This is a genomic window from Bradyrhizobium sp. URHA0013 (assembly GCF_000518345.1).
Classification (GTDB): domain Bacteria; phylum Pseudomonadota; class Alphaproteobacteria; order Rhizobiales; family Xanthobacteraceae; genus Bradyrhizobium.
Genome location: NZ_KI912426.1, coordinates 1,150,373 through 1,171,555 on the forward strand (window position 1 = coordinate 1,150,373; position 21,183 = coordinate 1,171,555).

The following is a 21,183-nucleotide window of genomic DNA, read 5'->3' on the forward strand; positions in this document are numbered from 1 at the left end:
GCAGTTCAGATCCAGTGTGGAAGGGTGCCAGTCGCGGCGGCAACGAGGGCCGCGAAAGCGCCGAGCAACGCGTAGAATCCGCAGAGCGCGATCACCCGCCAGCCACTCATCTGGGCCGGCTCGGTGTCCTCAGCTGGGCTGACCTCGGAGCGGTATCGCATGTCATGGCGCCCGTTCAGTGTTCCATCGCCAGGTGCAAGCGATCGATGCCGACTATAATAATGGTTCGGCAGAAGTACGGCTCATATTCATGTCAAACCGCCGCCCAGGCCAACCGGTGCGACAAGAGCGATCGCCTGCAGCAACGCCAGCTTGGCCATCCCACGCGGTGCAAACTTCGACACACGTTCTTGCGCAGCTGGGTAGACCCGCGTGATTGTCTGACCCTCTCACTCCAAAGACGCTTCTTTGTCCCTCTCGATACTTCGCGTGTACAGGTGCTGTGCGGTTTCGTCGCAATGTTTCCAGGGAAATGAACCACTATAGTCAGAGCATCATGGCCTATGTCATCGACATTGATGCGCGCACCGCGCGTTTTGCTCTTCACGCCGGCCGCCTCCAAGCAGGCGGTTAGCCGGACGGTGTTCGCGCCGTCCGGGCTCTTTTCCAGCTTTCGTGACCTCCACTCGAGAGGTCGTCTTGAAGCAGAAGGAGTGCGCCGTGCTGCCTCTTCCAAAAATCGCACTGACCTCATCAGACTATCCGCGGCTCGAACAGCTCGCCCGCCTCGCCGTCCAAAAAGGAGATTTGGACGGGATATTCCTCATGGGCGAAATTAACCGCGCCGATATCGTCCCGGACGAATCGGACAACGTCCGTCCTTTCGTGACGATCGGATCATGGGTCACCCATTGCACGAATTGGGGCGTTCCGCGTCGCACCGTGCAACTGGTCTGGCCCGAGGAGTGCTGGTCGGATCCCGCCTGCATTTCGGTGTTGACGCCGCTGGGTACAGCTTTGATCGGACTGCAGGTCGGCGATCAGATGCCGTACTTCGTCGCAGGATGCCTGAATGTCGTCAGGGTCCAAAGCCTGACCCCATCGGATTCAAAGGTCGTCCCACTCTTCCGGAGAGGGACGAGGCGGTCAGGCAACCCTTTCGACGACGACCCCGGACCAACTGCGGCATAGGAGCGACCAATGCGCAATTTCGAAGCTGAGAGCCGGCGAGAACAGCCGGCGTTGCCACCGATCAAGATCACTGAGGACGAATCACGGCGCCTCAGTTCCTTGGCCAATTCGAGCATGGATTTGTTTCCGCGAGTGGCCCATTTTCTGGCTCGAGAGATGGAACGTGCCACGGTGACGGACGAGAACAACTTGCGAGGCGTGATCAGGATGGGGTCGAAAGTGACTTATCGCGACGACGAGACGGGTGCGAGCCGAGAGGTCGTGCTGGTCTATCCGCATGAGGCAAACATCGAGCTCAATCAGATCTCGGTCCTGACGCCTGTTGGAGCGGCCTTGATCGGCCTATCGCCGGGGCAGCGGATCGACTTCGAGACGCCCCACAGGCGCACCAGGGGCCTGACCGTTCTCGCTGTGTCCGAATAAGCCCTCGCGTTTAGTCCGGTCGAACATCGCCGCCTCTGCGATGTGGGCGCGCCGTCCCGAGGCGTCGCGCCCGGATGTGGGCGTGTTTTTTGATTGGATTCGATGGACCGGATTGCCTGCGACGGAGGTTGCTGCCGTGCAGCAAGTCACTCGCCGTAAGCTTCGCGAATCAGCGCCCGGCACGTTCCGGCACCGAACTCAGACGAGCCACTCAGGGTTTGGCATTGTTCAGGAACGCCTCCTCGCTCTTCGCCGTTGACCCTCGTTAGACACACAGCGGAAACAGCCATGAAGAACATCAGTGCCGGCCAGATCGCGCTGTTGGTTGCTCTGGGAGCCATGTTGATCCTGACCGGCGTTTGGGCTGTCTCGATCTGGGGAGCCAGTAGTGGGGTCGAAATGGGCAAGCATGGCTGGATCGCGCTTGGGCTCGGAGCTTTCTTCTCGCTGGTTATCGGCTGTGGGCTGATGGCCCTGATGTTCTTCAGCAGCCGCAGCGGCCACGACGATGTCGCCGATCCCTTCCGTCGGCGGAGCGGCGAAGACAGATAGTCGGGCCCGCGATCGAGCAGCGGGTAGTCACCCTAGCTTGCTGCCAGCGTTGCCAGGAACTGCTCCAGCGACGGCTGAGCGGCTTTCTGCATCTTGTGCAGATCCTCGGGCTTGAGGTTTGTATAGCGTTGCAACATTCGCCAATCCTTATGGCCCGTCACCATAGCGACCTGCTGTATTGAGAAACCCGCTTCGAAGAGTCGGCTTGTCCCTTCGTGACGCAAATCGTGAAAGCAAAGATCATCGATATCGATCGCGTTGCAAGACCTGCGGAAAGCGGCCTCGACGGACTTCGAGTGGTAAGGAAATACGCGCCCGAGACCGCGCGTCAGAATGCGTTGCTCCAGCATGATCTGCCACGCAGCATAGTCTGTCGAATTTAGGAGAGGGACGATTTGATGGTTTCCGTCCTTGCACCTCGGATCTTTGCGGTCGCGAATGGTGACAGTTCGCTTCGTCATATCGACATCGGACCATTCGATCCGGCAAATCTCGGCTTGGCGCATGGCCTGCGCAGGATCGTCGACGTGCAGCGCGATCAAATCGAAAAATATTCGAGGCTGCTCAAAAGGCCGGCAGCGTCGGATCGGGGTGCCGCGGTCGAATGAACGCTCGACATCCAGTGCCCACTCTTCCGTATCACGCCGCCGGGCGAAGGTGTTTGCGACGTACTCGTTCTTCCTACTGACTTGAACGCGCCAGCTGCCCGACCTGAGCTTCGTAAAGGTCGGCATTGCGTGTGCACTCCACCCCGATTTCGTGTGCGCTACGTGTGCACCGGGAGATCAAACGCCCTACAAACGTGTGCAATTTGGGCTAACTTGGAGTGCACACGTGTGCACTTGTTCCTGCTCTAGTCCATTGTAAGGATAGGATAACTACTTGGAATATCAAGACTATCGCTTTTCTGTGGCACCCATGATGGACTGGACCGACCGGCATTGCCGGGTGTTCCACCGTCACCTGACGCGGCGGGCGCTGCTCTATACGGAGATGCTGACCACTGGTGCCATCATTCATGGTGACCGGGAGCGGTTGCTTGGGTTCGACCTGATCGAGCACCCGGTCGCGCTTCAGCTCGGCGGGTCGGATCCGCGCGAGCTGGCGCTGGCGGCGCGGATCGGCGAGGAGTTCGGTTATGACGAGATCAACCTCAACGTCGGCTGCCCCTCCGACCGCGTGAAGGACGGCCGTTTCGGCGCTTGCCTCATGGCGGAGCCTGATCTCGTGGCGAGGTGCGTCGAGGCGATGAAGGGTGCGGCTACCGTGCCAGTCACCGTGAAGTGCCGCATCGGCATCGACGACCAGGATCCGGAGGTCGCGCTCGACAACCTTGCGCGCGCGGTCGTCGCCTCCGGCTGCGATGCGCTGATCGTGCATGCCCGGAAAGCATGGCTCAGTGGTTTGTCACCGAAGGAAAATCGCGACATCCCGCCGCTCGACTATGATCGCGTCTATCGCCTCAAGCGAGCAATGGCCGATATGCCTGTCATCATCAACGGCGGCATCCCCGGCATCGACGAGGCAAGAGCACATCTCGATCACGTTGACGGCGCGATGCTTGGACGAGCCGCCTATCAGGAGCCGTGGCGGCTGCTCTCGGTCGATACCGACATTTTCGGCGAGGCGGCGCCGCATGCCTCGATGCAGGATGCGCTCGAAGCGATGATGCCCTACATCGAACGACAGCTCGCGCGCGGCACGCGGCTGCACTCCATGACGAGGCATTTCGTCGGCGCATTCCATGCCGTGCCCGGCGCGCGCGCCTTCCGCCGCCATCTTGCCGAGCAGGGGGTGAAGCCGGGCGCCGGCCTCGAGGTGCTGCGCGATGCGATTGCGCGTGTCGGTGCCCGCGCGCCGGCGGAGGCGGCAGCCTAGCCGAGGCACATGGCGAGCCGGATTGCAAAAGTCTAGTCGACTGCCAGGCGCGAGCGGCGTTGACTGGTCTGGAGCTCCGGATAACCGGTGAGCATCAGCTTGTCGGCGCGCACGCCCCAGCTCTCCAGGCGGTCCAGGAAGCTCATGCCGAGCAGGTTGGTCTTCATCTGCCCGCGCTGCACGACGAGGGCCGGCACCGATTTCTCGACGAGGTGACCGACGGAGAGGCGGTCGATCGTGAGGCGGGCCGCCTTGGTGTGACCGCCCGCGGTTTCGAGATCGACGTCGTATTCGAGCATCTCGAGCGGCAGCCCGATCGCTTTCGCGGTTTCCCAGGTCAGCACTACCGAAGTCGCGCCGGTGTCGATGACCATCGGTGCGGCCACGCCGTTGATCTTCGCGCGCAACGCGAATTCGCCGCCCTGGCCGCGCGGGATCTGCACGGCGGGGGCGGGCGCTGCGGTCTGCGCGCGAAAGATATGCGAGACCTTGCTGCTCGCGCGCGCGATCTGGTCGGAATCGCCATAGGCGACGACGGCACCTGCCGTGCAGGCGAGCATGGTGAGAACGAGCAGGAACCGGATCATTGCGCACCTCCCGATGCGCTCAGGCCGGTCAGGTGCGTTCCGGCGATCCCGCGATGGGCGCAAGTCCAGCCTGATTCATGCGCGCCGGCAACAGCGCCATGACCGCGAGCCGTTCCGCGCTCTCCATGGCGTGCCAGCGCGCGATCTCCGGCAATGTGCGTCCGCAGCCGAAGCACAGCCTGGTCTTGGGATCGATCATGCAGACGGCCACGCAGGGCGTTTCTTTGCTCATTCGGACATAGTGACGGATGGTCTGGCATGTCTGCAAGCATCTCGTTACGAGCCTGTACCTGCGCTCATGATCGGCTTGCGACGGGGCCGGCGCTTCTCGTCCGCTACCGCGGAACTCTCGGGCTGGAGCGGCGGAGAATCATCCGACATCGGCGCCAGCGCGCTCATCACGCGCTCGGGCGGGAAGGTGACGATCACTTCGGTGCCGATACGCAGCTTCGATTTCAGCGTGAACGTACCGCCATGCAGGTCGACCAGATTCTTGGCGATCGGCAGGCCGAGACCGGCGCCCTGTTCGGCCGACTTGATCGAGTTGGAGCCTTGGCCGAACGAGGCCAGCACGACCGGGATCTCGTCCTCGGGGATTCCGGAGCCGGTATCCTTCACCGAGAGATATTGTCCGCCTGAGGCCGTCCAGCCGGCCTTGAGCCAGATCTCGCCGCCCTGCGGAGTGAACTTGATCGAGTTGGAGAGCAGATTGAGCACGACCTGGCGGATCGCGCGCTCGTCGGCCCACAGTCGCGGCATCGCCTGCTCGAACACCTCGTGGATGGTGATACCACGGCTCGAGGCGCGCAGCTTCATCAGATGATGGCAGTCGGCGACAATGCCGACCAGCGAGACCGCTTCCTCGTTGAGCTCGTAACGGCCGGCCTCGATCCGCGACAGATCGAGGATCTCGTTGATGAGGTTGAGCAGGTGGACGCCGGAATTGTGGATGTCCGCCGAGTACTCCTTGTAGACCGGCACGGCATGCGCGCCGAAAATCTCGCTCTTCATCACCTCGGAAAAGCCGAGGATCGCATTGAGCGGCGTCCGCAGTTCGTGGCTCATCTGCGCCAGAAAGCGCGACTTGGCGACATTGGCGGATTCGGCGCGGTGGCGCGCTTCGTCCGAGATCGCCTTGGCCTGTTCGAGCTCGCCGATCAGCGCGTCCTTCTCGGCGCGCGCCTCGAGCGTGGCGAAGGTCGAAGAGTGCAGGCGGTGGGCCAGCAGCACGAAATAGCCTTCGGCGGCGAGGGCGAGCGCGGCCAGGATGTAATTGTCCAGCGAGCCGGTCATCACGAAGCTCAGCGCCATCGCGACCGCGACCGGCGCGGTGGCGGCGAGGGCGGCGATCGGCAGATTGGCGGCCAGCATGCTCGATACTGCGATCACCAGCAGCATCAGGAACATCATCAGCGATTCCGTGATCATGTCGAGCACGGGATGGATCAGGATCGCCATCCAGCAAAGGCCATAGAGCAGGTCGAGCACGACGAAACGCGTCTGCCATGCGCGCGTTGCTGCGGGCGAGGCGGGTTCGGCCAGGAAGCGGTGGCAGCTGCGGATCATCGCAGCATGGATGCACAGCATGCCGGCGGTCCACGCCGCCGCCGGGATCGGCTGCATCCACAGCCCAAACAACACGCCCGTCGCGACCACAAGCAGCATCACGACATAGGAGGCCGACAGCCGGGTCTGGGCGTAATGGCGCAGCATCTCGGCGTCGAAAGCCGGCCGGGTTCCACTGGTCGACGTTAACTTGTCGCGCGCCTCGCGCACCCGCTGTGCCGCAGCCCGGCGATGGCTCGCCGACGGCACGCTCACCGGCTCGGCCGGAAGCTGCACAACCTCGGGCTTTTCAGCGGGTTTACTCATCGCACAACAACAATTCCTGCCCGCGCGGGACGGGCCTTCTGCATTGTCTATCTCTGGCAAGAAATCCTTAAGAGGTGACTTAAGGAGCTAAAGAATTACGTTAACCCGGCGTTAATTTTGGATCCGACGTGAGCCGCTCAATGCAGCGCCGCGTGCTGCGCGATGTACACCACGGCTCCCGCCAGATAGCCGGCGAGCGCCGGGAGGGCGATGCGACGGGCGTACCAGAGGAACTCGATGCGCTCGAGCCCCATGGCGGCGACGCCCGCGGCCGAGCCGATGATCAGGATCGAACCGCCGGTGCCGGCGCAATAGGCGATGAACTCCCAGAGGAAGCTGTCGGGTGGATAATGCGCCAGGTCGTACATGCCCATCGTCGCGGCGACCAGCGGCACGTTGTCGATGACGGCGCTAAGCAGCCCGAGCACGATCACGATGATGTCCTGTCGGCCGATCGCGGTGTCCAGCCATTTGGCCAGCATGGAGAGCAAGCCGGCATGTTCGAGGCAGGCGACCGCGAGCAAGATGCCGAGGAAGAACACGATCGAGCCCATGTCGATCCGCGTCAGCGCATTCGCCAGCGTGAGCGGACCACGGACATGCTCATCCTTGTCGCGATGAACGATCTCGCCCACCAGCCACACGACGCCAAGCCCGAGCAGGACGCCCATGAAGGGCGGCAGGTGCGTGACCGTCTTGAAGGCAGGCACCGCGATCAGTACGCCGAGTCCGAGATAGAACATCACGTTGCGCTCGAACGGATCGACGCCCTGCAATCCGTCCTCTTTCGGCGGCGGTGCGATGGTCTTGCCCTTGAGCGAAAAGCTGATGAATGCGAGCGGCACCAGCAGGTTCAGCAGGGAGGGCAGGAACACCGCGCCCATGATTTTCAGGGGCGAAATTTGTCCGCCGATCCACAGCATGGTCGTGGTGACGTCGCCGATCACGGTCCATGCACCACCGGCATTTGCGGCGATGACGATGAGGGAGGCGAACAGCAATCGGTCGTCGCGCTTGGCGATCAGCCGCTGGATCAGCGAGACCATGACGATGGTGGTGGTCAGATTGTCGAGAATCGCGCTGAGGAAGAAGGTCACGAAACCGATCAGCCATATCAGACGGACCTGGCTGGTCCTGCTGATGCGGGAGGTGATGACTTCGAAACCATCATGGGCGTCGATGACCTCGACGATCGTCATCGCGCCAACCAGGAAGAACACGATCTGCGCGGTGGAGGCGACGGACTCATCAAGCTGACGGCCGACCAGCGTGTGGTCACCGGTCGCGAGCGCATAGATTGTCCAGAGCACGCCGGCGCCGAGTAGCGCAGACGCGCTCTTGTTCACCCCGATCGGATGCTCAAGCGCGATCGCCGCATAGGCGAGGACGAAGATTGCGGCGAGTGCGATCAGCAAGGCAGGATCACTTCGTCAGAGGTCAGCGATTAAGGCGCGCGAGCAGGCTCGACGTATCCCAGCGCTTGCCGCCCATCTTCTCGACCTCCGCGTAGAACTGGTCGACCAGCGCGGTCACCGGCAAATTGGCGCCATTGCGGCGGGCTTCGGCCAGCGAGATCGAGAGATCCTTGCGCATCCATTCGACCGCGAAGCCGAAATCGTATTTGTCCTCGTTCATGGTCTTGTAGCGGTTCTCCATCTGCCAGGACTGCGCGGCCCCCTTGGAGATGGTTTCGATCACGGCGGCGACGTCGAGGCCACTCTTCTTGGCGAAGTGAACACCCTCGGAGAGGCCCTGGACGAGGCCGGCGATGCAGATCTGGTTGACCATTTTGGTCAGCTGGCCGGAGCCGGCCGGCCCCAGCAATTTGCACATCCGCGCATAGGCGCCTGTGATGATCGGCTCGGCACCAGCATAGGCGTCCTGCGCGCCGCCGCACATCACCGTCAGCACGCCGTTCTCGGCGCCGGCCTGCCCGCCGGACACGGGTGCGTCGATGAACTTGAAGCCGGCCTTGGTCGCGGCCGCATCGAGCTCACGCGCGACCTCGGCGGAAGCCGTGGTGTGGTCGACGAAGGTCGCACCCTTCTTCATGCCGGCAAACGCGCCGTCGGCACCGATCGTGACCGCGCGCAGATCGTTGTCGTTGCCGACGCAGCACATCACGAAATCCTGGCCCTCGGCTGCAGCCTTCGGGGTCGCCGCGGTCTTGCCGCCGAACTTATCCGCCCACTCCTTCGCCTTGGCTGCGGTGCGGTTGTAGACGGTGACCTCATGGCCCCCTTTTTTCACGAGATGTCCGGCCATGGGGAAGCCCATCACGCCGAGACCGAGAAAAGCGACTTTAGCCATCTGTGGTACCTTGTCCGTAGTTTGGGTTTTACGGTTCTTGCCGGGCGAGGGGCGTCCGGTTCCGCCATTGCGGCAGATCGGCCGCACCATAAACCCTTGAGGCCGGAGGGCAACGGGTTCGTTTGGCCCCCGCTTGTGCTAGGGTGGCGGACCTAAGGACTTCAAAAAAAGGGAGCGAAGGCATGGGCGGCGTAAGCGTGGGCGTGCTCGATCATTTCAATATCCGGACCCGGAATCTGGCCGAGACCGTCCGCTTCTACGAGGACGTGCTGGGCCTGGAAAAGGGCGCCCGGCCGAATTTCGCCTTTCCCGGCGCCTGGATGTACAGCGAGGGTAAGCCGGTGGTGCACCTCGTCGATATTTCTCCCACTGCCGAGCCACAAAAGCCGGATTCCGGCGTTGTCCACCACGTCGCCTTCGCCAGCCGCGGGTTTGACGGCATGAAGCAGCGGCTGGCCTCAAAGGGGATGAAATTCGACTCCCGCCAGGTGCCCGGCGGCGAACTCTGGCAGATCTTCGTCCATGACCCCAACGGGGTCATGATCGAGCTGAATTACGAGGCTGCCCTGGAGCAGGGCGCGGCGCCCGCCGAGATGGCTGACGATATCGGCAGGCAGTAGCCTTTTGGGCGTTTCCGCTCTAATGGGGCATCTTGAATTCTAGGAGATGCGCTTTGAGCGTGACGCAGCAACAGGTTCTCGACAGCCTCGCCAGGATCAAGTCGCCCCGCGGGGTCGCGCTCACCAATGCCAATGTGCTGAGCGCGATCAGCGCGGCCGATGGCAAGGTGTTCTTCTCGATCAATGTCGATGCCGCCGAGGCGCGCGCCTGGGAATCCGTCCGGGCCGAGGCCGAGGCCGCGGTGCGCGCCATTCCCGGCGTCACCACCGTCATGGTGGCGCTCACGGCCGAGCGGAAGGCGGGCGCGGCACCACCGCCGCCGCCAACGCCCAGTCGCGGCACGCCGGGCGTGCAGCCGGTCCACGCCCACAAGCCGCCGCCGCAGGGCGGCGCCCAATCGCCGATGGCGCGGCAGTCCGAGATTCCGGGCGTCGCGGCCGTCATCGCGGTCGCCTCGGGCAAGGGCGGCGTCGGCAAGTCCACCACCGCGCTCAATCTTGCGCTGGGCCTGCGCGATCTCGGCCTCAAGGTCGGGCTGCTCGATGCCGACATTTACGGCCCCTCGGTGCCGCGGCTGACGGGCCTGCATGAGAAGCCGGAGCTGGATGGCGAGCGCAAGATGATTCCGCTCAGGCGCTTTGGCCTGGCGATCATGTCGATCGGCTTCCTGGTTGAGGAAGAGACCGCGATGATCTGGCGCGGGCCGATGGTGATGTCGGCGGTGACGCAGATGCTGCGCGACGTCGCATGGGGCCAGCTCGACGTCCTCGTCGTTGACATGCCGCCGGGGACCGGCGATGCCCAGCTCACGCTGGCGCAGAACGTCCCCTTGAAGGGCGCCGTGATCGTCTCGACCCCGCAGGACCTGTCCCTGATCGACGCAAGGCGGGGGCTTGCGATGTTCAAGAAGGTCAACGTGCCCGTGCTCGGCATCGTCGAGAACATGAGCTATTTCCAGTGCCCGCAATGCGGCACGAAATCCGACATTTTCGGCCATGGCGGCGCGCGCCACGAGGCCGAGAAGCTCGGGGTACCGTTCCTGGGCGAGATCCCCCTGCACATGGCGATTCGCGCCACCTCGGACGCCGGCACGCCCGTCGTGGACAGCGAGCCGGACGGTCCCCATGCGGCGATCTACCGCGCCATCGCGGGACAGGTGCGGGACCAGCTCAAGGGCGTCATCGCCGCGGCCTGAGCGGATCCAAGCAATCCCTTCAAACCAATACCCCGGGGACATGCGACTTTCGTAGAGCCCTGTCATGCCAATGTCGCGTTTCGAAAGCGGGGCTTCCGTGTTAAAGGCCCACGGCAGTCAAGCCCCTTCGGTTCGACGCGGCCAAAGAACGCGTCGCCGGAATGAGCGGCAGCAAAGAGGAAGTTAGGGGAAACGCCCCAACAAGGAGAGACTGAAGATGAAGCGTCGTGATTTCCTGAAAGTGTCGGCAGCCGGTGCGGCGGCGACCGCAGCGGTGGCCTCGCCGGCGATCGCGCAGTCCTCGCCCGAGATCAAGTGGCGCCTGACGTCGAGCTTCCCGAAGTCGCTCGACACCATCTATGGCGGTGCCGAGCAGATGGCGAAGTACGTCGCCGAGATGACCGACAACAAGTTTCAGATCCAGGTCTTCCAGGCGGGTGAAATCGTCCCGGGCCTGCAGGCGCTGGATGCGACCCAGAAAGGCACCGTCGAGATGTGCCACACGGTGTCGTATTACTACGTCGGCAAGGACCCGACCTTCGCGATCTTCGCGTCGGTGCCTTTCGGCCTGAACGCACGCCAGCAGAATTCCTGGCTCTACCAGGGCGGCGGCAACGAGCTCGCCAACGAGTTCTTCAAGAAGTCGAACGTGATGGGCTTCCCCTGCGGCAACACCGGCACCCAGATGGGCGGCTGGTTCCGCAAGGAGATCAAGACCGTTGCCGACCTCTCTGGCCTCAAGATGCGCATCGGCGGCATTGCCGGCCAGGTGCTCCAGAAGGTCGGCGTGGTGCCGCAGCAGCTCGCCGGCGGCGACATCTATCCGTCGCTCGAGAAGGGCACCATCGACGCGGCCGAATGGGTCGGCCCCTACGATGACGAGAAGCTCGGCTTCGCCAAGGTCGCCAAGTACTACTACTACCCGGGCTTCTGGGAAGGCGGTCCGACCGTTCACGCCTTCGCCAACATCGACAAGTGGAACGAGCTGCCGAAGAACTACCAGGCGATCCTCACCAACGCGACCGTCAACACCAACACCTGGATGGCCGCGCGCTACGACATGGTGAACCCCGGCGCCCTGAAGCGTCTGGTCGCCGGCGGAACGCAGCTTCGCCCGTTCACCAATGAAGTTCTGGAAGCCTGTCTCAAGGCGACCAACGAATTGTGGGGCGAGATCTCGGCCAAGAATCCCGACTTCAAGAAGTCGATCGACGCCATGCAGGCCTACCGCTCCGACGAATATCTGTGGTGGCAGGTCGCCGAATACACCTACGACAGCTTCATGATCCGCTCGCGCACCCGCGGCTGATCTTCGAGCAAGTCGCAAGACGACACGCCCGGTCTCGTTCGCGAGGCCGGGCTTTTTCTTTGAGACGACACCGCGGAGCGGCGTTGTCGCCGCGGTAGGGGCGGGGCGTCCAGCAAAAAATCTGAAAAACAACCCCATGCACAGTAGACGAGGGGCGAGAGGACAAGGCGCTGCGAGTGCAGCCAACAGCTTGATGCGATGGAGTTAATGGCAGGCAGGCCCGGGCATCGCGCGGTCGATGGCAACTTGGCATTTTGGGAGCCAAAAGCGGGGTGGGTCAGGCGTACGAAGCGACTGCTTCAGCGAGACCGTTTGACTCGTCGGGCAAAACAGTGGCAGAAAGGCATTATCGTATAATCCGAAATTGGCGCCTCGGTGGTCAGCCTGGGTGACGATGAGCTTCGATCCCGATGAGGTTCAAAGCGCGCTGCGCAAGGGCTGGTCGTTGGCAACCGCCAGACAATGGACGGCGAGCATCCGGCGGCAGGACAATGCAACGTCACTTCGCTATTGATTCACGAGCTCTTCGGCGGCGACTTGCTGAAGACGCCGCTTCCGGCCGGCGACCATTTTTACAATCGCATCAATCGCAGACGGGTGACAGGAGTGGGCGCGGGAAATCAGCTGAGCATCAATTCGCAAGGCGGTCTTTGCTCATGCGCAGGATGATCACCACACCCTCTTCCGACCAGTCAAAACTTATAGCCCCGCCAAGCTGGGCGGCCATACTTCGGTGCACCAACTGGCTTCCGAAGCCTTCGAGCTTTGTTGGAGCGACAACAGGGGGACCACCCCGCTCCGTCCACTTGACCAACACCTCGTCCTCGTGGGCGTTGCACGATACGTCCAAGGTGCCACTCGAAAGCGACAGCGCACCGTATTTCGCAGAGTTGGTTGCCAGTTCGTGCATCACCAAGGCGAGTGCTGTGCTGGAAGCCTCTCCCACGTTCATCTTGGGGACCGAGACGCGAATACGAACACTGGCTCCCTCCTCGTCGTACGGCGCAAGCAGAACGGAGATGAGGTCTCCAAGCAGCGTCCCCCCTCTGTTTTGTCCTGGTACCGGGCGAACGAGGTCCTGAGCACGTCCAAGAGCGATCAGGCGGCTGGTCAGCTCCTGGGCCATATCTTCTTTTGATGCTGCCGAGCGTGAGCTGATTTGAGTCAGCGCCGTTGCGACGGTGAGAAGGTTTTTCAGCCGGTGGCTCATCTCGCCCGCCAGTAGCTCGTTGGCTTCCTCAGCTTGCTTGCGTTGGGTGACATCCAGGAAAATACCGAACATCGTTCGATCCGCTATGTCGGCGTCGTCGCCTTGGCCCCGAGCGGAAATCCAACGAATATCGCTTCCGGTTAGAATACGAAAATCGATCTCGTAAGAGCCCACGACTGCGCGAGTAGCCGCAAATGCTGATCTGACCCTCTCAAGATCGGCCGGGTGGATACTCTTGGAGAGTATTTCGAACGTAATGTTCTGCTCGTCCTTGGACACCTCCCAGAGGTCGTACGCGGGTTCATCCATGGTGATGGCGTCGGTATCAACGTTCCAGGACCATAGAGCGACACCGGCCGCGCGAGTGGCAGCCCGAAGGTGCTTTTCGTGCCACAACGGCATCGTCACCTGGCTAGGAAACATCGCGCTTTGCTTTCCTGCTGATCCGACCAGATCGGCATCTCTGCCGACGGGCGATCGACAGATACCATACCCCGTAGAAAAGGTCTCGGTTCGACCGGGAGGGCAGGTCGAAGTGTGGTCCCGTGCCCGAGTTGGCTCAGAAGCGATCCTCAAACGAGCCATGAGGCTCGCCGACGGCCATAAGTGGCGCTGTTCGTCTGCGACTACGCATTGCTTCGCGAACCTTCATTCAGCAATTTGAGCTGGTGCCGATTGAACACATCTACGAACCGATGGGCATCGCCAGGAACGGTTGGCGCTATGCCGGGTCATCACGTCCTTCGGGGCGCTCGGCATCTTATTCGGAAATTCCGTGCCGCCGCTTTCTCGCCAACAATCTGCCCGTCAGGCGCCGGTAGTCTCTCGGGGCTGTTGTACGCCCGGACCCTCTTTTCCATGGATCAACACGGCCTCGGCAGCAGCTTCGTCGATGGCTGCCATCACGTCAGCGGTTGCGGAATAATGAATCATGTGTCCCGCTCCGTCGATCCGGCGCAATTTGCTCTGCTTGACCTCGCCGTGCAGCCTGACCGACTGCTTGATATCGATCAGACGATCGTCCTGGCCTGCGATAATGATCGTCGGCATCTTGAGCTCTGCATAAGTCTTCGAACCTGAGAATGCGGCGGGGATCAACATCGTCGCTTCAGCCGCTGTGGCCCGCATCTGTGATGGGCGGAGCGCCATTTCTTTCGGAAAGCCCGCGAACTTGTTCGGGACCGGCCGGGGGCCAAACAGCTTGCGCAACATCGCGGGCCACATCATCCGACCGGCTAGCGGCGAAATCGTGGAGCTGATGACGTCCCCGACCACTGGTAGGGCGGACAGCACCGACGCGGCGCTGTCCGCGCGGGGAGTCGGGAAATAATAGCCCGAGGCCAGCACGAGAGCCTGCACGAACGAGGGATGTCTTGTCGCCAGCGCAACCGCAACCGACGCTCCCCACGAATGGCCAAGGACAATCGCTTGAGAGACCCCCAACTGATCGAGCGCCTTCTTGAACAGGTCCGCTTGGGCATCCGGGGTCCAGACGACGTGCCTCGGCCGCGAGCTATGCCCAAAACCGGGACGATCGAACACCATGACCCTGTAGTTCTCGGCCGCGAGATCGATCAATCCACTCGCGTCGAAATCCTGGACCATGCTGCCATTGCCGTGAAACAAGACCAGCGGCTTGCCCCTGCCGCGTTCCAAATAGTGCAGGCGGACCCCCTCGACGTCGATGAACCGCCCCTGCGGAGGATTATCGCGTTGCGCTTTGTTCGCGAGCCGCCGGTTTATGATTGCGGTAGCCGCGATGAGAGTACCTGCGGCAGCAAATGCGGTGGCGCCCGGATGTCGCGTGAGGGCGGCCAGGCAGTCGGACAGAAGCGATGGGGAACGTGTTCGTCGTGCAACCCGCATGTGCATTACCTTCGGTGGTCTGCACGACGCCTCATGCAAGTGAGAAATGTTGCAGCCGAGGCAAACGGGGATGCGGGGTGTTTGGTTCCTCGATGAAAAGCAGACGTCCGAGCCGGCGCGAGGTTCCGGCGAACGGCCTCTGGCGTTGGTGCAGACTCGCGCGTGCAATACGGGGCGCGAGTAGCCGATAACGGCGCCCCCTCAGGCCGCGCCGGCCTCTTTGCCGAAAACCACGGTTTAGAACGCCGATCTATAGCTGTGGACCAGACAGTCTGACTTCTCGCTCAGCGCGTAGGACATTGCCATACAGGCTGCTGATCCATTGCCGTCCGCTCGAGGTTACATTCAAGCAGCGGATGGCAGCCTGGATTTGGGGTGCAACCTTGGTCCAGTAGAATTGAGGGTATTTGTACACCACATCCGCGGGCGTGGCGTATCCGAGCGATTTGTTGAGCCCGATCTCCTCAAATTCATAGAAGAGCGCATTTGACTTTTTCATGTAGTTCGGATCGCCGAGCTGACCAATCAGATCAGCGGCGCGGAGCAGCAAACCTTCCTCCTCGTCCAAGTCATCCTTGAGTTCGCTCGTTGGTTCGTCCGTATAGGGAAAACGGGTATACTCGATGGCCCTGGCAACGCGAGCGGCGTCGATCTGGTCGACGGCGTCGAGACGCTCCGCGGCGAACAATTTCGAGCGGTCCACGTGATAGGGTGCAAGCGCTGCATCGGAGGAGCCGATCGGCAACTCCACCGTTCGGCCGGTACCATCAACGACATAGGCTCCCTCTTGGTCTCCATGGATTATTCCCCGAACGTAGCCGATGTCGTGAATCAGACAGGCCAGGATGAAGTGAGCATAGTCGCTCGCCGTCGTCGGCCTCAGGAGGGAGCGGCCGATCAGAATGTCGTGCCCGACCAGCGTGACCAACAACGTGTGCTCGACATTGTGGTATAATGCATCGCTGTTGCCGATACATTCCAGGGCAAGCTTTGCCGCGTAGGGGAGCAATTCCGGTAAGGTGGCATGCGACGAGCCGAAGCGGCCTCTTGTCTCCGAGATCAGGAACGCACCGAGCGCCTGGGACGTCAGTTCTGGAATCGTTATCACCGGCAAGCTCCTCAGTTCGTCAGGGCACGGACCAATGCGATACCGACTTAGAAGTTGCTAGCGCGCGCCGCGACGCCGGGGCATCTGTCCATTAGCGCGCGGCGGCTTGCAGGACCGAGGCAACGGCCGGATCGGTCAAGGACGCACTTCGAAGATCATGTTGAACGGCGTCTCGGTGGCGCGGCGGAAGCGCTTGAAGCCCGCTTCAGTCGCCACTTGACGCAATCTGCTTTCACCGGCCTGTGCGCCGAGCCCCAAGCCCACTTCCTGAGACAGTGATGCCGGCGTACAAATGAATGTCGAGGCGTGATAGTAGACGCATCCGACCGGGTTGAGATTGTCCTTGAGATTGTCATGAGCAAACGGCTCGACGATCATCCAAGCCCCATCCTTGGCTAGCGTTTCCTTGACATGCTTGCCTGCACCCACGGGATCGCCCATGTCATGCAGGCAATCGAAGAACGCCACCAGATCATAGTCTTTGGCTGGCAAATCCTTGGCACTGGCCTGCGCGAACGTGATGCGGTCTCCAACGCCCGCTTCTTGTGCCAGGACCTTGGCGCGTTCAATCGAAGGCTTATGGTAATCGAACCCGAAGAACTCTGAATTGGGGTAGGCCTGCGCCATCACAATCGTAGAGGCGCCGTGGCCGCATCCGACGTCGGCTACCCTGGCGCCGGCTTTCAGTTTCGCTTCGACGCCTTCGAGCGTCGGAATCCAGTTCGAAGCCAGATTGGCGTTATAGCCCGGCCTGAAGAAGCGTTCGGTGCCGGAGAAAAGACACTTCGAATGCTCGTGCCAACCAACGCCTTTCCCGGTTCGAAACGCTTCGGCGACTTTGGGTTCGTCGAGATAGGTGGATTGCACGACATCGAATGCGCCTGCAAAGAAGGCTGGCGACCCCTCTTCGGCGAACGCCATGGCTTGCTCCGCCGAGAGTGAGAACGCATTTTTTTCCGGATGGTAGTCGATGTATCCGGAGGCGGCCTGTCCGGACAGCCATTCGCGCACGTAACGCTCATGCAGTCCGGTCTTCTTCGCAAGCTCGGACGGAGTGATCATGGCACCATCCGCCATCGCCTTGTAGAGTCCGAGGCGATCGCCGAGCAGTATGCTGGCGCCGCCAAGCGCGATGCCGAGGTCGCCGACCAGCTTTCCTACCAGCGCGTTCAGCTTTTCAAGGTCTGGTTCACGCATTGCAGCTTCCTCCTCTTTGAGAACAGCCTCATCGTTATCCAAAAAGCCTAGGGCGACCGGCGGATCGGAAGCATGAAAGGGTTCGCGTTCCGGCGAATAGCCGTGGGCCGCTTGATGTCAGAATGGGCCAGAAGCGGTAACGTTTGATCGAGCCGCGGATTCCTTGCCTGCAGCCCAGCAGCCGACATGCGCGGCCATATGGGCACCGGCCCGACTAGCTTACACCAACCTGACAAAGTTAAAAGCGAAACCGGGCTCGCTTGTGTTCTGGCCGAAATCGTGCGGATGGTGGAAGAGGTCGTAGATGCGGCGCGAGCCGTGCTTGCACCGGAACATCCCGCGGGAAAATGCGATGCGCCTTCTGATCGTCGAAGACAATGCCGAGCTGTCGCGGCTCGTTGCCGGCGGGCTGTCGGCGGCCGGCTATGAGAGCGACATCGTCGGCAGCGTCGCCGAAGCGCGCGAGGCGGTCAGCAGCGTCAGCTATGCCGCGATGATCCTGGACCTCGGACTGCCCGACGGCGATGGCCTGTCGGTGCTGCGCGAGCTGCGCCGGCAGATGGAGCCGTTGCCGGTGCTGGTGCTGACCGCGCGCGGCGGCTTGCAGGACCGCGTCAGCGGCCTGCGCAGCGGCGCCGACGACTATCTCGCAAAACCTTTCGCGATGGAGGAGCTGGTGGCGCGGCTGGAGGCGATCCTGCGCCGTCCGGGCCAGTTGCTAGGCCGCTCGCTGCGCCTCGCCAACCTTGTCTATGACACCGAAAGCCGCCAGATCTTCGTCGACGACCAGCCGCGCATCATCTCCGCGCGCGAGACCTCGGTGCTCGAGATCCTGCTGCGCCGGCAGGGGCGGGTGGTGCCGAAGAAGAACGTCGAGGACCACATCTTCGGCCTCGACGGCGAGGTCGCCTCCAACGCGGTCGAGGTCTACGTCTCGCGGCTGCGCAAGCAGCTCGCCGAGCACGGCGCCAAGGTCGTGATCCACACCATCCGTGGCGTCGGCTATCTCATGGCCGAGGAGAAATAGCGTGGCCCGGATCGGATCTCAGGCCGGATTCCGCGCCGGGATCCAGGCGAGGTCGCCGACATTCAAATCGCTGATCTGGCGCATCGTGTTCCTGCACATCGTGGCGGTCGCGGTGGTCGCGATCTTCCTGCCGCTGGTGCTGTTCTGGCTGCTCAACTCCGAGATCGACCAGCTGCACCGCGACGCCATGCGCGCCCAGGCCGAGGTGTTGGCCGAGCGCATCGTCGTCCAGCCCGACGGGCTGCTGACGTTCAACTTGCCGGACAGTCTCAAGGGCCTCTATTCGGAAGCCTATGGCCGCTACCAGTACGACATTCGCGATGCCGAGGGACATCTGCTGTTCTCGTCGCGTCGCAAGACCGGCACTGCCACGGTCGCGCCACCGCCGCTCTCCGAGACGATTTCCGGCGCTGGCGTCACCCGCACCATCGACGGCAAGGTGATACGCATTCGCGTCGCGGAGGACCTCGCGCACCGCGACGTCATCATCGACGACATCGTGTCGAACTTCTTCCGGCGGGTCGGGTGGATCACCATTCCGATCCTGCTGGTCCTGCTCGCCATCGACATCATCATCTTTCGCCGCGCTGTCGCGCCGCTGTGGAAGGCCTCCGAGGAGGCAAGCAATATCGGTCCGGCGCGCACCGACATCCGCCTGCCGACGGAGCAGATCCCGCGCGAGATCATGCCGCTCGTCACCGCCGTCAACCAGGCGCTCGACCGCCTCGAGGACGGCTTTCGGGTGCAGCGGCAGTTCACCGCCGACGCCGCGCACCAATTGCGCACGCCGCTCGCGATCCTGCGCACGCGAATCGAGACGCTCGGCGACGGCGCTGCACGGCAGGCGCTGCATGCCGACATCGAGGGCATGAGCCGCATCGTCGCGCAGCTGCTGGAGATCGCCGAGCTCGACACGCTGGTGCTCGATCCCGGCGAGACCGCGGATTTGCGCGCGGTCTGCGCCGAGGTGGTCGGTTCGATCGCGCCGCTCGCGATTGCGCAGCACAAGGACATCGCGCTGAGGGGCACCGAGGGGCCGGTGCTGATCCACGGCAATTCCGTGATGCTCCAGCGCGCGATCTTCAATCTCGCCGAAAACGCCATCAAGTTCACGGCAAAGGACACGTCGGTCGATGTCGATGTAAGCGAGGATGGTGCGGTGCGCGTGCGCGATTGCGGACCGGGAATTGCGGAAGCCGAGCGCGAATTGATCTTCCTTCGCTTCTGGCGCGCCGACCGCCAGCGCAGCGACGGCGCCGGCCTCGGGCTGTCGATCGTGCGCGCCGTAGCGGATGATCACGCGGCGACGGTTGCGGTGGAGAATCTTCCGGGGGGCGGCGCGCAGTTCACGCTGCGGTTCAGGCTGGCGGAGAAGTCGGCGACGTTGATTTGAACGCGGTGCGGCACTGACGCGCCACCTTCTCCCGCATCCGCCTTCGCCAACGCGGACATGAGGGGAGAAGGCGAAAGCGACGGCTATTTCAGCTTGCCGGTGGACAAATCCATGATCATGCGCGTGGTCAGATAAAGACGCGGCACGATGCTGTTGAGCTGCACATATTCGGCATCGTTGGAATGCGCGCCGAAGCCCGACAGACCCATGCCCTCCACCACGGCTCCGCTGGTCTTGAGTGCGGCAAACGCCGCGTCGGTGCCGCCGCCGGTCGCTTTCTCGTCGACCTTGAGGGGCAGTCCGAGCTCCCCATAGATCGTCTTGCCGTGGGCCGCGACGCGACGTGAGGCGTCGTTGGCCTCAAGCGGCGGACGGCGCACCTCGAATTTCAGCGCGACCTTGGAATCGGGCAGCAGGTGATTTTTGATCTTCTGCTGAAGTGTCTTCTCGAGGTCGTCGAAATCGGCGACCTTGAGTGCACGTGCGTCGGCCTGGGCCGTGGCCTCCGCCGGGATGACGTTGCGGTTGGTGCCGGCCTTGGAGACCGTCCAGTTCAGTTTCAGGCCCTGCTCTGGTTTGGACAGGTCCTTCATCTGCAGCAGCTGGTGCGAGAGTTCGTACAGCGCGTTGACGCCGCCCTCGGGCCGTGAGCCCGCATGCGAGGACTTGCCCTGCACCGTGAGATAGGCCGAGCCGATGCCGCTTGTAGCGAGGCGCAGCGTGCCGTCGGTGCCGCCGCCTTCAAACGAGAACACCACGTCCTGATCCGCGGCGAACCTGGTGATGGTGCTGCGCCAGCCCGGTGAGGAGATCTCCTCGTCGCCGTTGGTGAGCACCGTGAGCGTGCCGTAATCCCGGAAGCTCAGCTTCTGCAGCAACGCAACGGTGTGGAGAATGAGCGCGACGCCCTGCTTGTCGTCGGCAATGCCGAGGCCGTAGGCCTTGTCGCCGTCGATGCGGAACGGTTGATCCTTCAGCATGCCTTTCAGGTACACGGTGTCCATGTGGGCGATCAGCATGATCTTCTTGCTGCCTGTGCCCTTGAATACGGCGTGTACGGCCGGGCCGATCTTCTCGGGTGTGTCGTCGAGGCGATAGACGTCTGTGGGTTGCAGGATTTGCACCGTGCCGCCGAGCTGCTTGAGCTGGCCGGCAACGCGCTCGGCGATCTGGTTCAGGCCTTCGACATCCTTGCTGCCGGATTCGATGCTGACGAGATCGCGCAGCGTGTCGAGCAGCGGCTGCTGCTCCTTTTGCGCCAGCGCATGGACGTCGGCCATGACATTCGCGCTGGGCTCGGCATGGGCCGGCATTGCAGCACAGGCCAGCCAGAGCGACGCGATCAACGGACCAACGAGCGATGGAGCAGGGTGCGATCGAGACATGCGCGACGGCCTTAGGTTGGGGGGATGACGCGGTATGCCCGTGTTTCCGACGCTTGTCACGCGCCCGGCGCACCCGTCAGGCACCGCCCAGGCGGACATCATGTGGGGGTAGGGCCGCT

The 21,183-nt window shown here is 62.6% G+C and carries 21 protein-coding genes and 1 pseudogene; 10 read left to right on the plus strand and 12 right to left on the minus strand.

The features are described 5' to 3' along the window. Positions 1 to 5: 5 nt before the first annotated feature. A complete protein-coding gene (locus tag N551_RS38385; RefSeq protein ID WP_155809939.1) occupies positions 6 to 161 on the minus strand; it encodes a hypothetical protein in 156 nt (51 codons plus the stop codon). 478 nt (positions 162 to 639) lie between these two features. On the opposite strand from N551_RS38385, the gene N551_RS0125890 reads away from it, so the two are divergent. From N551_RS0125890 to N551_RS0125900, 3 genes are all read left to right on the plus strand, one after another. Continuing rightward, positions 640 to 1,131 carry a GreA/GreB family elongation factor gene (locus tag N551_RS0125890; RefSeq protein WP_027569391.1) on the plus strand — a complete coding sequence of 164 codons (492 nt, stop codon included), beginning with the start codon at positions 640 to 642 and terminating at the stop codon, positions 1,129 to 1,131. A 9-nt stretch (positions 1,132 to 1,140) separates the two neighbouring features. Then, positions 1,141 to 1,554 carry a nucleoside diphosphate kinase regulator gene (gene rnk / locus N551_RS0125895; RefSeq protein WP_035962398.1) on the plus strand — a complete coding sequence of 138 codons (414 nt, stop codon included), beginning with the start codon at positions 1,141 to 1,143 and terminating at the stop codon, positions 1,552 to 1,554. A gap of 288 nt (positions 1,555 to 1,842) precedes the next feature. Further along, the gene (locus N551_RS0125900) at positions 1,843 to 2,106 is read left to right on the plus strand and encodes a hypothetical protein (RefSeq protein ID WP_027569393.1); all 264 of its coding nucleotides are present in this window, start codon (positions 1,843 to 1,845) and stop codon (positions 2,104 to 2,106) included. A 32-nt stretch (positions 2,107 to 2,138) separates the two neighbouring features. Here the strand turns inward: N551_RS0125900 and N551_RS36255 are convergent, their stop codons facing one another. Then, positions 2,139 to 2,840 carry a site-specific integrase gene (locus tag N551_RS36255; RefSeq protein ID WP_081747944.1) on the minus strand — a complete coding sequence of 234 codons (702 nt, stop codon included), beginning with the start codon at positions 2,838 to 2,840 and terminating at the stop codon, positions 2,139 to 2,141. Positions 2,841 to 2,988: 148 nt separating this feature from the next. Between N551_RS36255 and dusA the strand changes: the two genes are divergently transcribed. Further along, positions 2,989 to 3,984 (plus strand): tRNA dihydrouridine(20/20a) synthase DusA, encoded by a 996-nt coding sequence (gene dusA, locus N551_RS0125910; RefSeq protein WP_081747945.1) that lies wholly within the window; start codon positions 2,989 to 2,991, stop codon positions 3,982 to 3,984. Positions 3,985 to 4,016: 32 nt separating this feature from the next. Here dusA and N551_RS0125915 read toward each other — a convergent pair whose 3' ends face one another. The 5 genes from N551_RS0125915 to N551_RS0125935 form a co-directional block, all read right to left on the minus strand. Beyond that, positions 4,017 to 4,571 (minus strand): TIGR02281 family clan AA aspartic protease, encoded by a 555-nt coding sequence (locus N551_RS0125915; RefSeq protein ID WP_027569395.1) that lies wholly within the window; start codon positions 4,569 to 4,571, stop codon positions 4,017 to 4,019. Positions 4,572 to 4,599: 28 nt separating this feature from the next. Further along, positions 4,600 to 4,803 carry a DUF1289 domain-containing protein gene (locus N551_RS0125920; protein ID WP_027569396.1) on the minus strand — a complete coding sequence of 68 codons (204 nt, stop codon included), beginning with the start codon at positions 4,801 to 4,803 and terminating at the stop codon, positions 4,600 to 4,602. A 44-nt stretch (positions 4,804 to 4,847) separates the two neighbouring features. Beyond that, positions 4,848 to 6,443 carry a HAMP domain-containing sensor histidine kinase gene (locus tag N551_RS0125925; protein WP_027569397.1) on the minus strand — a complete coding sequence of 532 codons (1,596 nt, stop codon included), beginning with the start codon at positions 6,441 to 6,443 and terminating at the stop codon, positions 4,848 to 4,850. 137 nt (positions 6,444 to 6,580) lie between these two features. Continuing rightward, complete coding sequence (gene nhaD / locus N551_RS0125930) at positions 6,581 to 7,858, minus strand: sodium:proton antiporter NhaD (protein ID WP_027569398.1); 1,278 nt, start codon at positions 7,856 to 7,858, stop codon at positions 6,581 to 6,583. Positions 7,859 to 7,880: 22 nt separating this feature from the next. Beyond that, positions 7,881 to 8,753 carry an NAD(P)-dependent oxidoreductase gene (locus N551_RS0125935; RefSeq protein ID WP_027569399.1) on the minus strand — a complete coding sequence of 291 codons (873 nt, stop codon included), beginning with the start codon at positions 8,751 to 8,753 and terminating at the stop codon, positions 7,881 to 7,883. A 182-nt stretch (positions 8,754 to 8,935) separates the two neighbouring features. On the opposite strand from N551_RS0125935, the gene N551_RS0125940 reads away from it, so the two are divergent. The 4 genes and pseudogenes from N551_RS0125940 to N551_RS39460 form a co-directional block, all read left to right on the plus strand. Continuing rightward, positions 8,936 to 9,373 (plus strand): VOC family protein, encoded by a 438-nt coding sequence (locus N551_RS0125940; RefSeq protein ID WP_027517244.1) that lies wholly within the window; start codon positions 8,936 to 8,938, stop codon positions 9,371 to 9,373. Between the two features lie 53 nt (positions 9,374 to 9,426). After that, positions 9,427 to 10,569: an Mrp/NBP35 family ATP-binding protein gene (locus tag N551_RS0125945; protein WP_007608752.1), complete on the plus strand. Its 1,143-nt coding sequence runs from the start codon at positions 9,427 to 9,429 to the stop codon at positions 10,567 to 10,569. 217 nt (positions 10,570 to 10,786) lie between these two features. Further along, the gene (locus tag N551_RS0125950) at positions 10,787 to 11,878 is read left to right on the plus strand and encodes a TRAP transporter substrate-binding protein (protein ID WP_007592593.1); all 1,092 of its coding nucleotides are present in this window, start codon (positions 10,787 to 10,789) and stop codon (positions 11,876 to 11,878) included. Between the two features lie 394 nt (positions 11,879 to 12,272). After that, positions 12,273 to 12,475, plus strand: a pseudogene (locus N551_RS39460) (hypothetical protein); the annotation flags it as partial. Positions 12,476 to 12,509: 34 nt separating this feature from the next. Here the strand turns inward: N551_RS39460 and N551_RS0125960 are convergent. From N551_RS0125960 to N551_RS0125975, 4 genes are all read right to left on the minus strand, one after another. Beyond that, complete coding sequence (locus N551_RS0125960) at positions 12,510 to 13,511, minus strand: sensor histidine kinase (RefSeq protein ID WP_027569400.1); 1,002 nt, start codon at positions 13,509 to 13,511, stop codon at positions 12,510 to 12,512. Positions 13,512 to 13,895: 384 nt separating this feature from the next. After that, the gene (locus N551_RS0125965; RefSeq protein ID WP_027569401.1) at positions 13,896 to 14,954 is read right to left on the minus strand and encodes an alpha/beta fold hydrolase; all 1,059 of its coding nucleotides are present in this window, start codon (positions 14,952 to 14,954) and stop codon (positions 13,896 to 13,898) included. Between the two features lie 250 nt (positions 14,955 to 15,204). Next, a complete protein-coding gene (locus N551_RS0125970) occupies positions 15,205 to 16,062 on the minus strand; it encodes a hypothetical protein (RefSeq protein ID WP_027569402.1) in 858 nt (285 codons plus the stop codon). 135 nt (positions 16,063 to 16,197) lie between these two features. Continuing rightward, entirely contained in the window at positions 16,198 to 17,259 is a 1,062-nt protein-coding gene (locus N551_RS0125975) for a class I SAM-dependent methyltransferase (RefSeq protein WP_027569403.1), read from the minus strand. Positions 17,260 to 17,611: 352 nt separating this feature from the next. On the opposite strand from N551_RS0125975, the gene N551_RS0125985 reads away from it, so the two are divergent. Both N551_RS0125985 and N551_RS36265 read left to right on the plus strand, forming a co-directional pair. Next, on the plus strand, positions 17,612 to 18,286 hold the full coding sequence (locus N551_RS0125985; protein ID WP_027569404.1) for a response regulator transcription factor: 675 nt from the start codon (positions 17,612 to 17,614) through the stop codon (positions 18,284 to 18,286). Position 18,287: 1 nt separating this feature from the next. Next, complete coding sequence (locus tag N551_RS36265) at positions 18,288 to 19,679, plus strand: HAMP domain-containing sensor histidine kinase (protein ID WP_051462909.1); 1,392 nt, start codon at positions 18,288 to 18,290, stop codon at positions 19,677 to 19,679. Positions 19,680 to 19,762: 83 nt separating this feature from the next. On the opposite strand, the gene N551_RS0125995 is transcribed toward N551_RS36265, so the two are convergent. Beyond that, a complete protein-coding gene (locus N551_RS0125995) occupies positions 19,763 to 21,064 on the minus strand; it encodes a M20/M25/M40 family metallo-hydrolase (RefSeq protein ID WP_035962409.1) in 1,302 nt (433 codons plus the stop codon). Between the last annotated feature and the right edge of the window lie 119 nt (positions 21,065 to 21,183).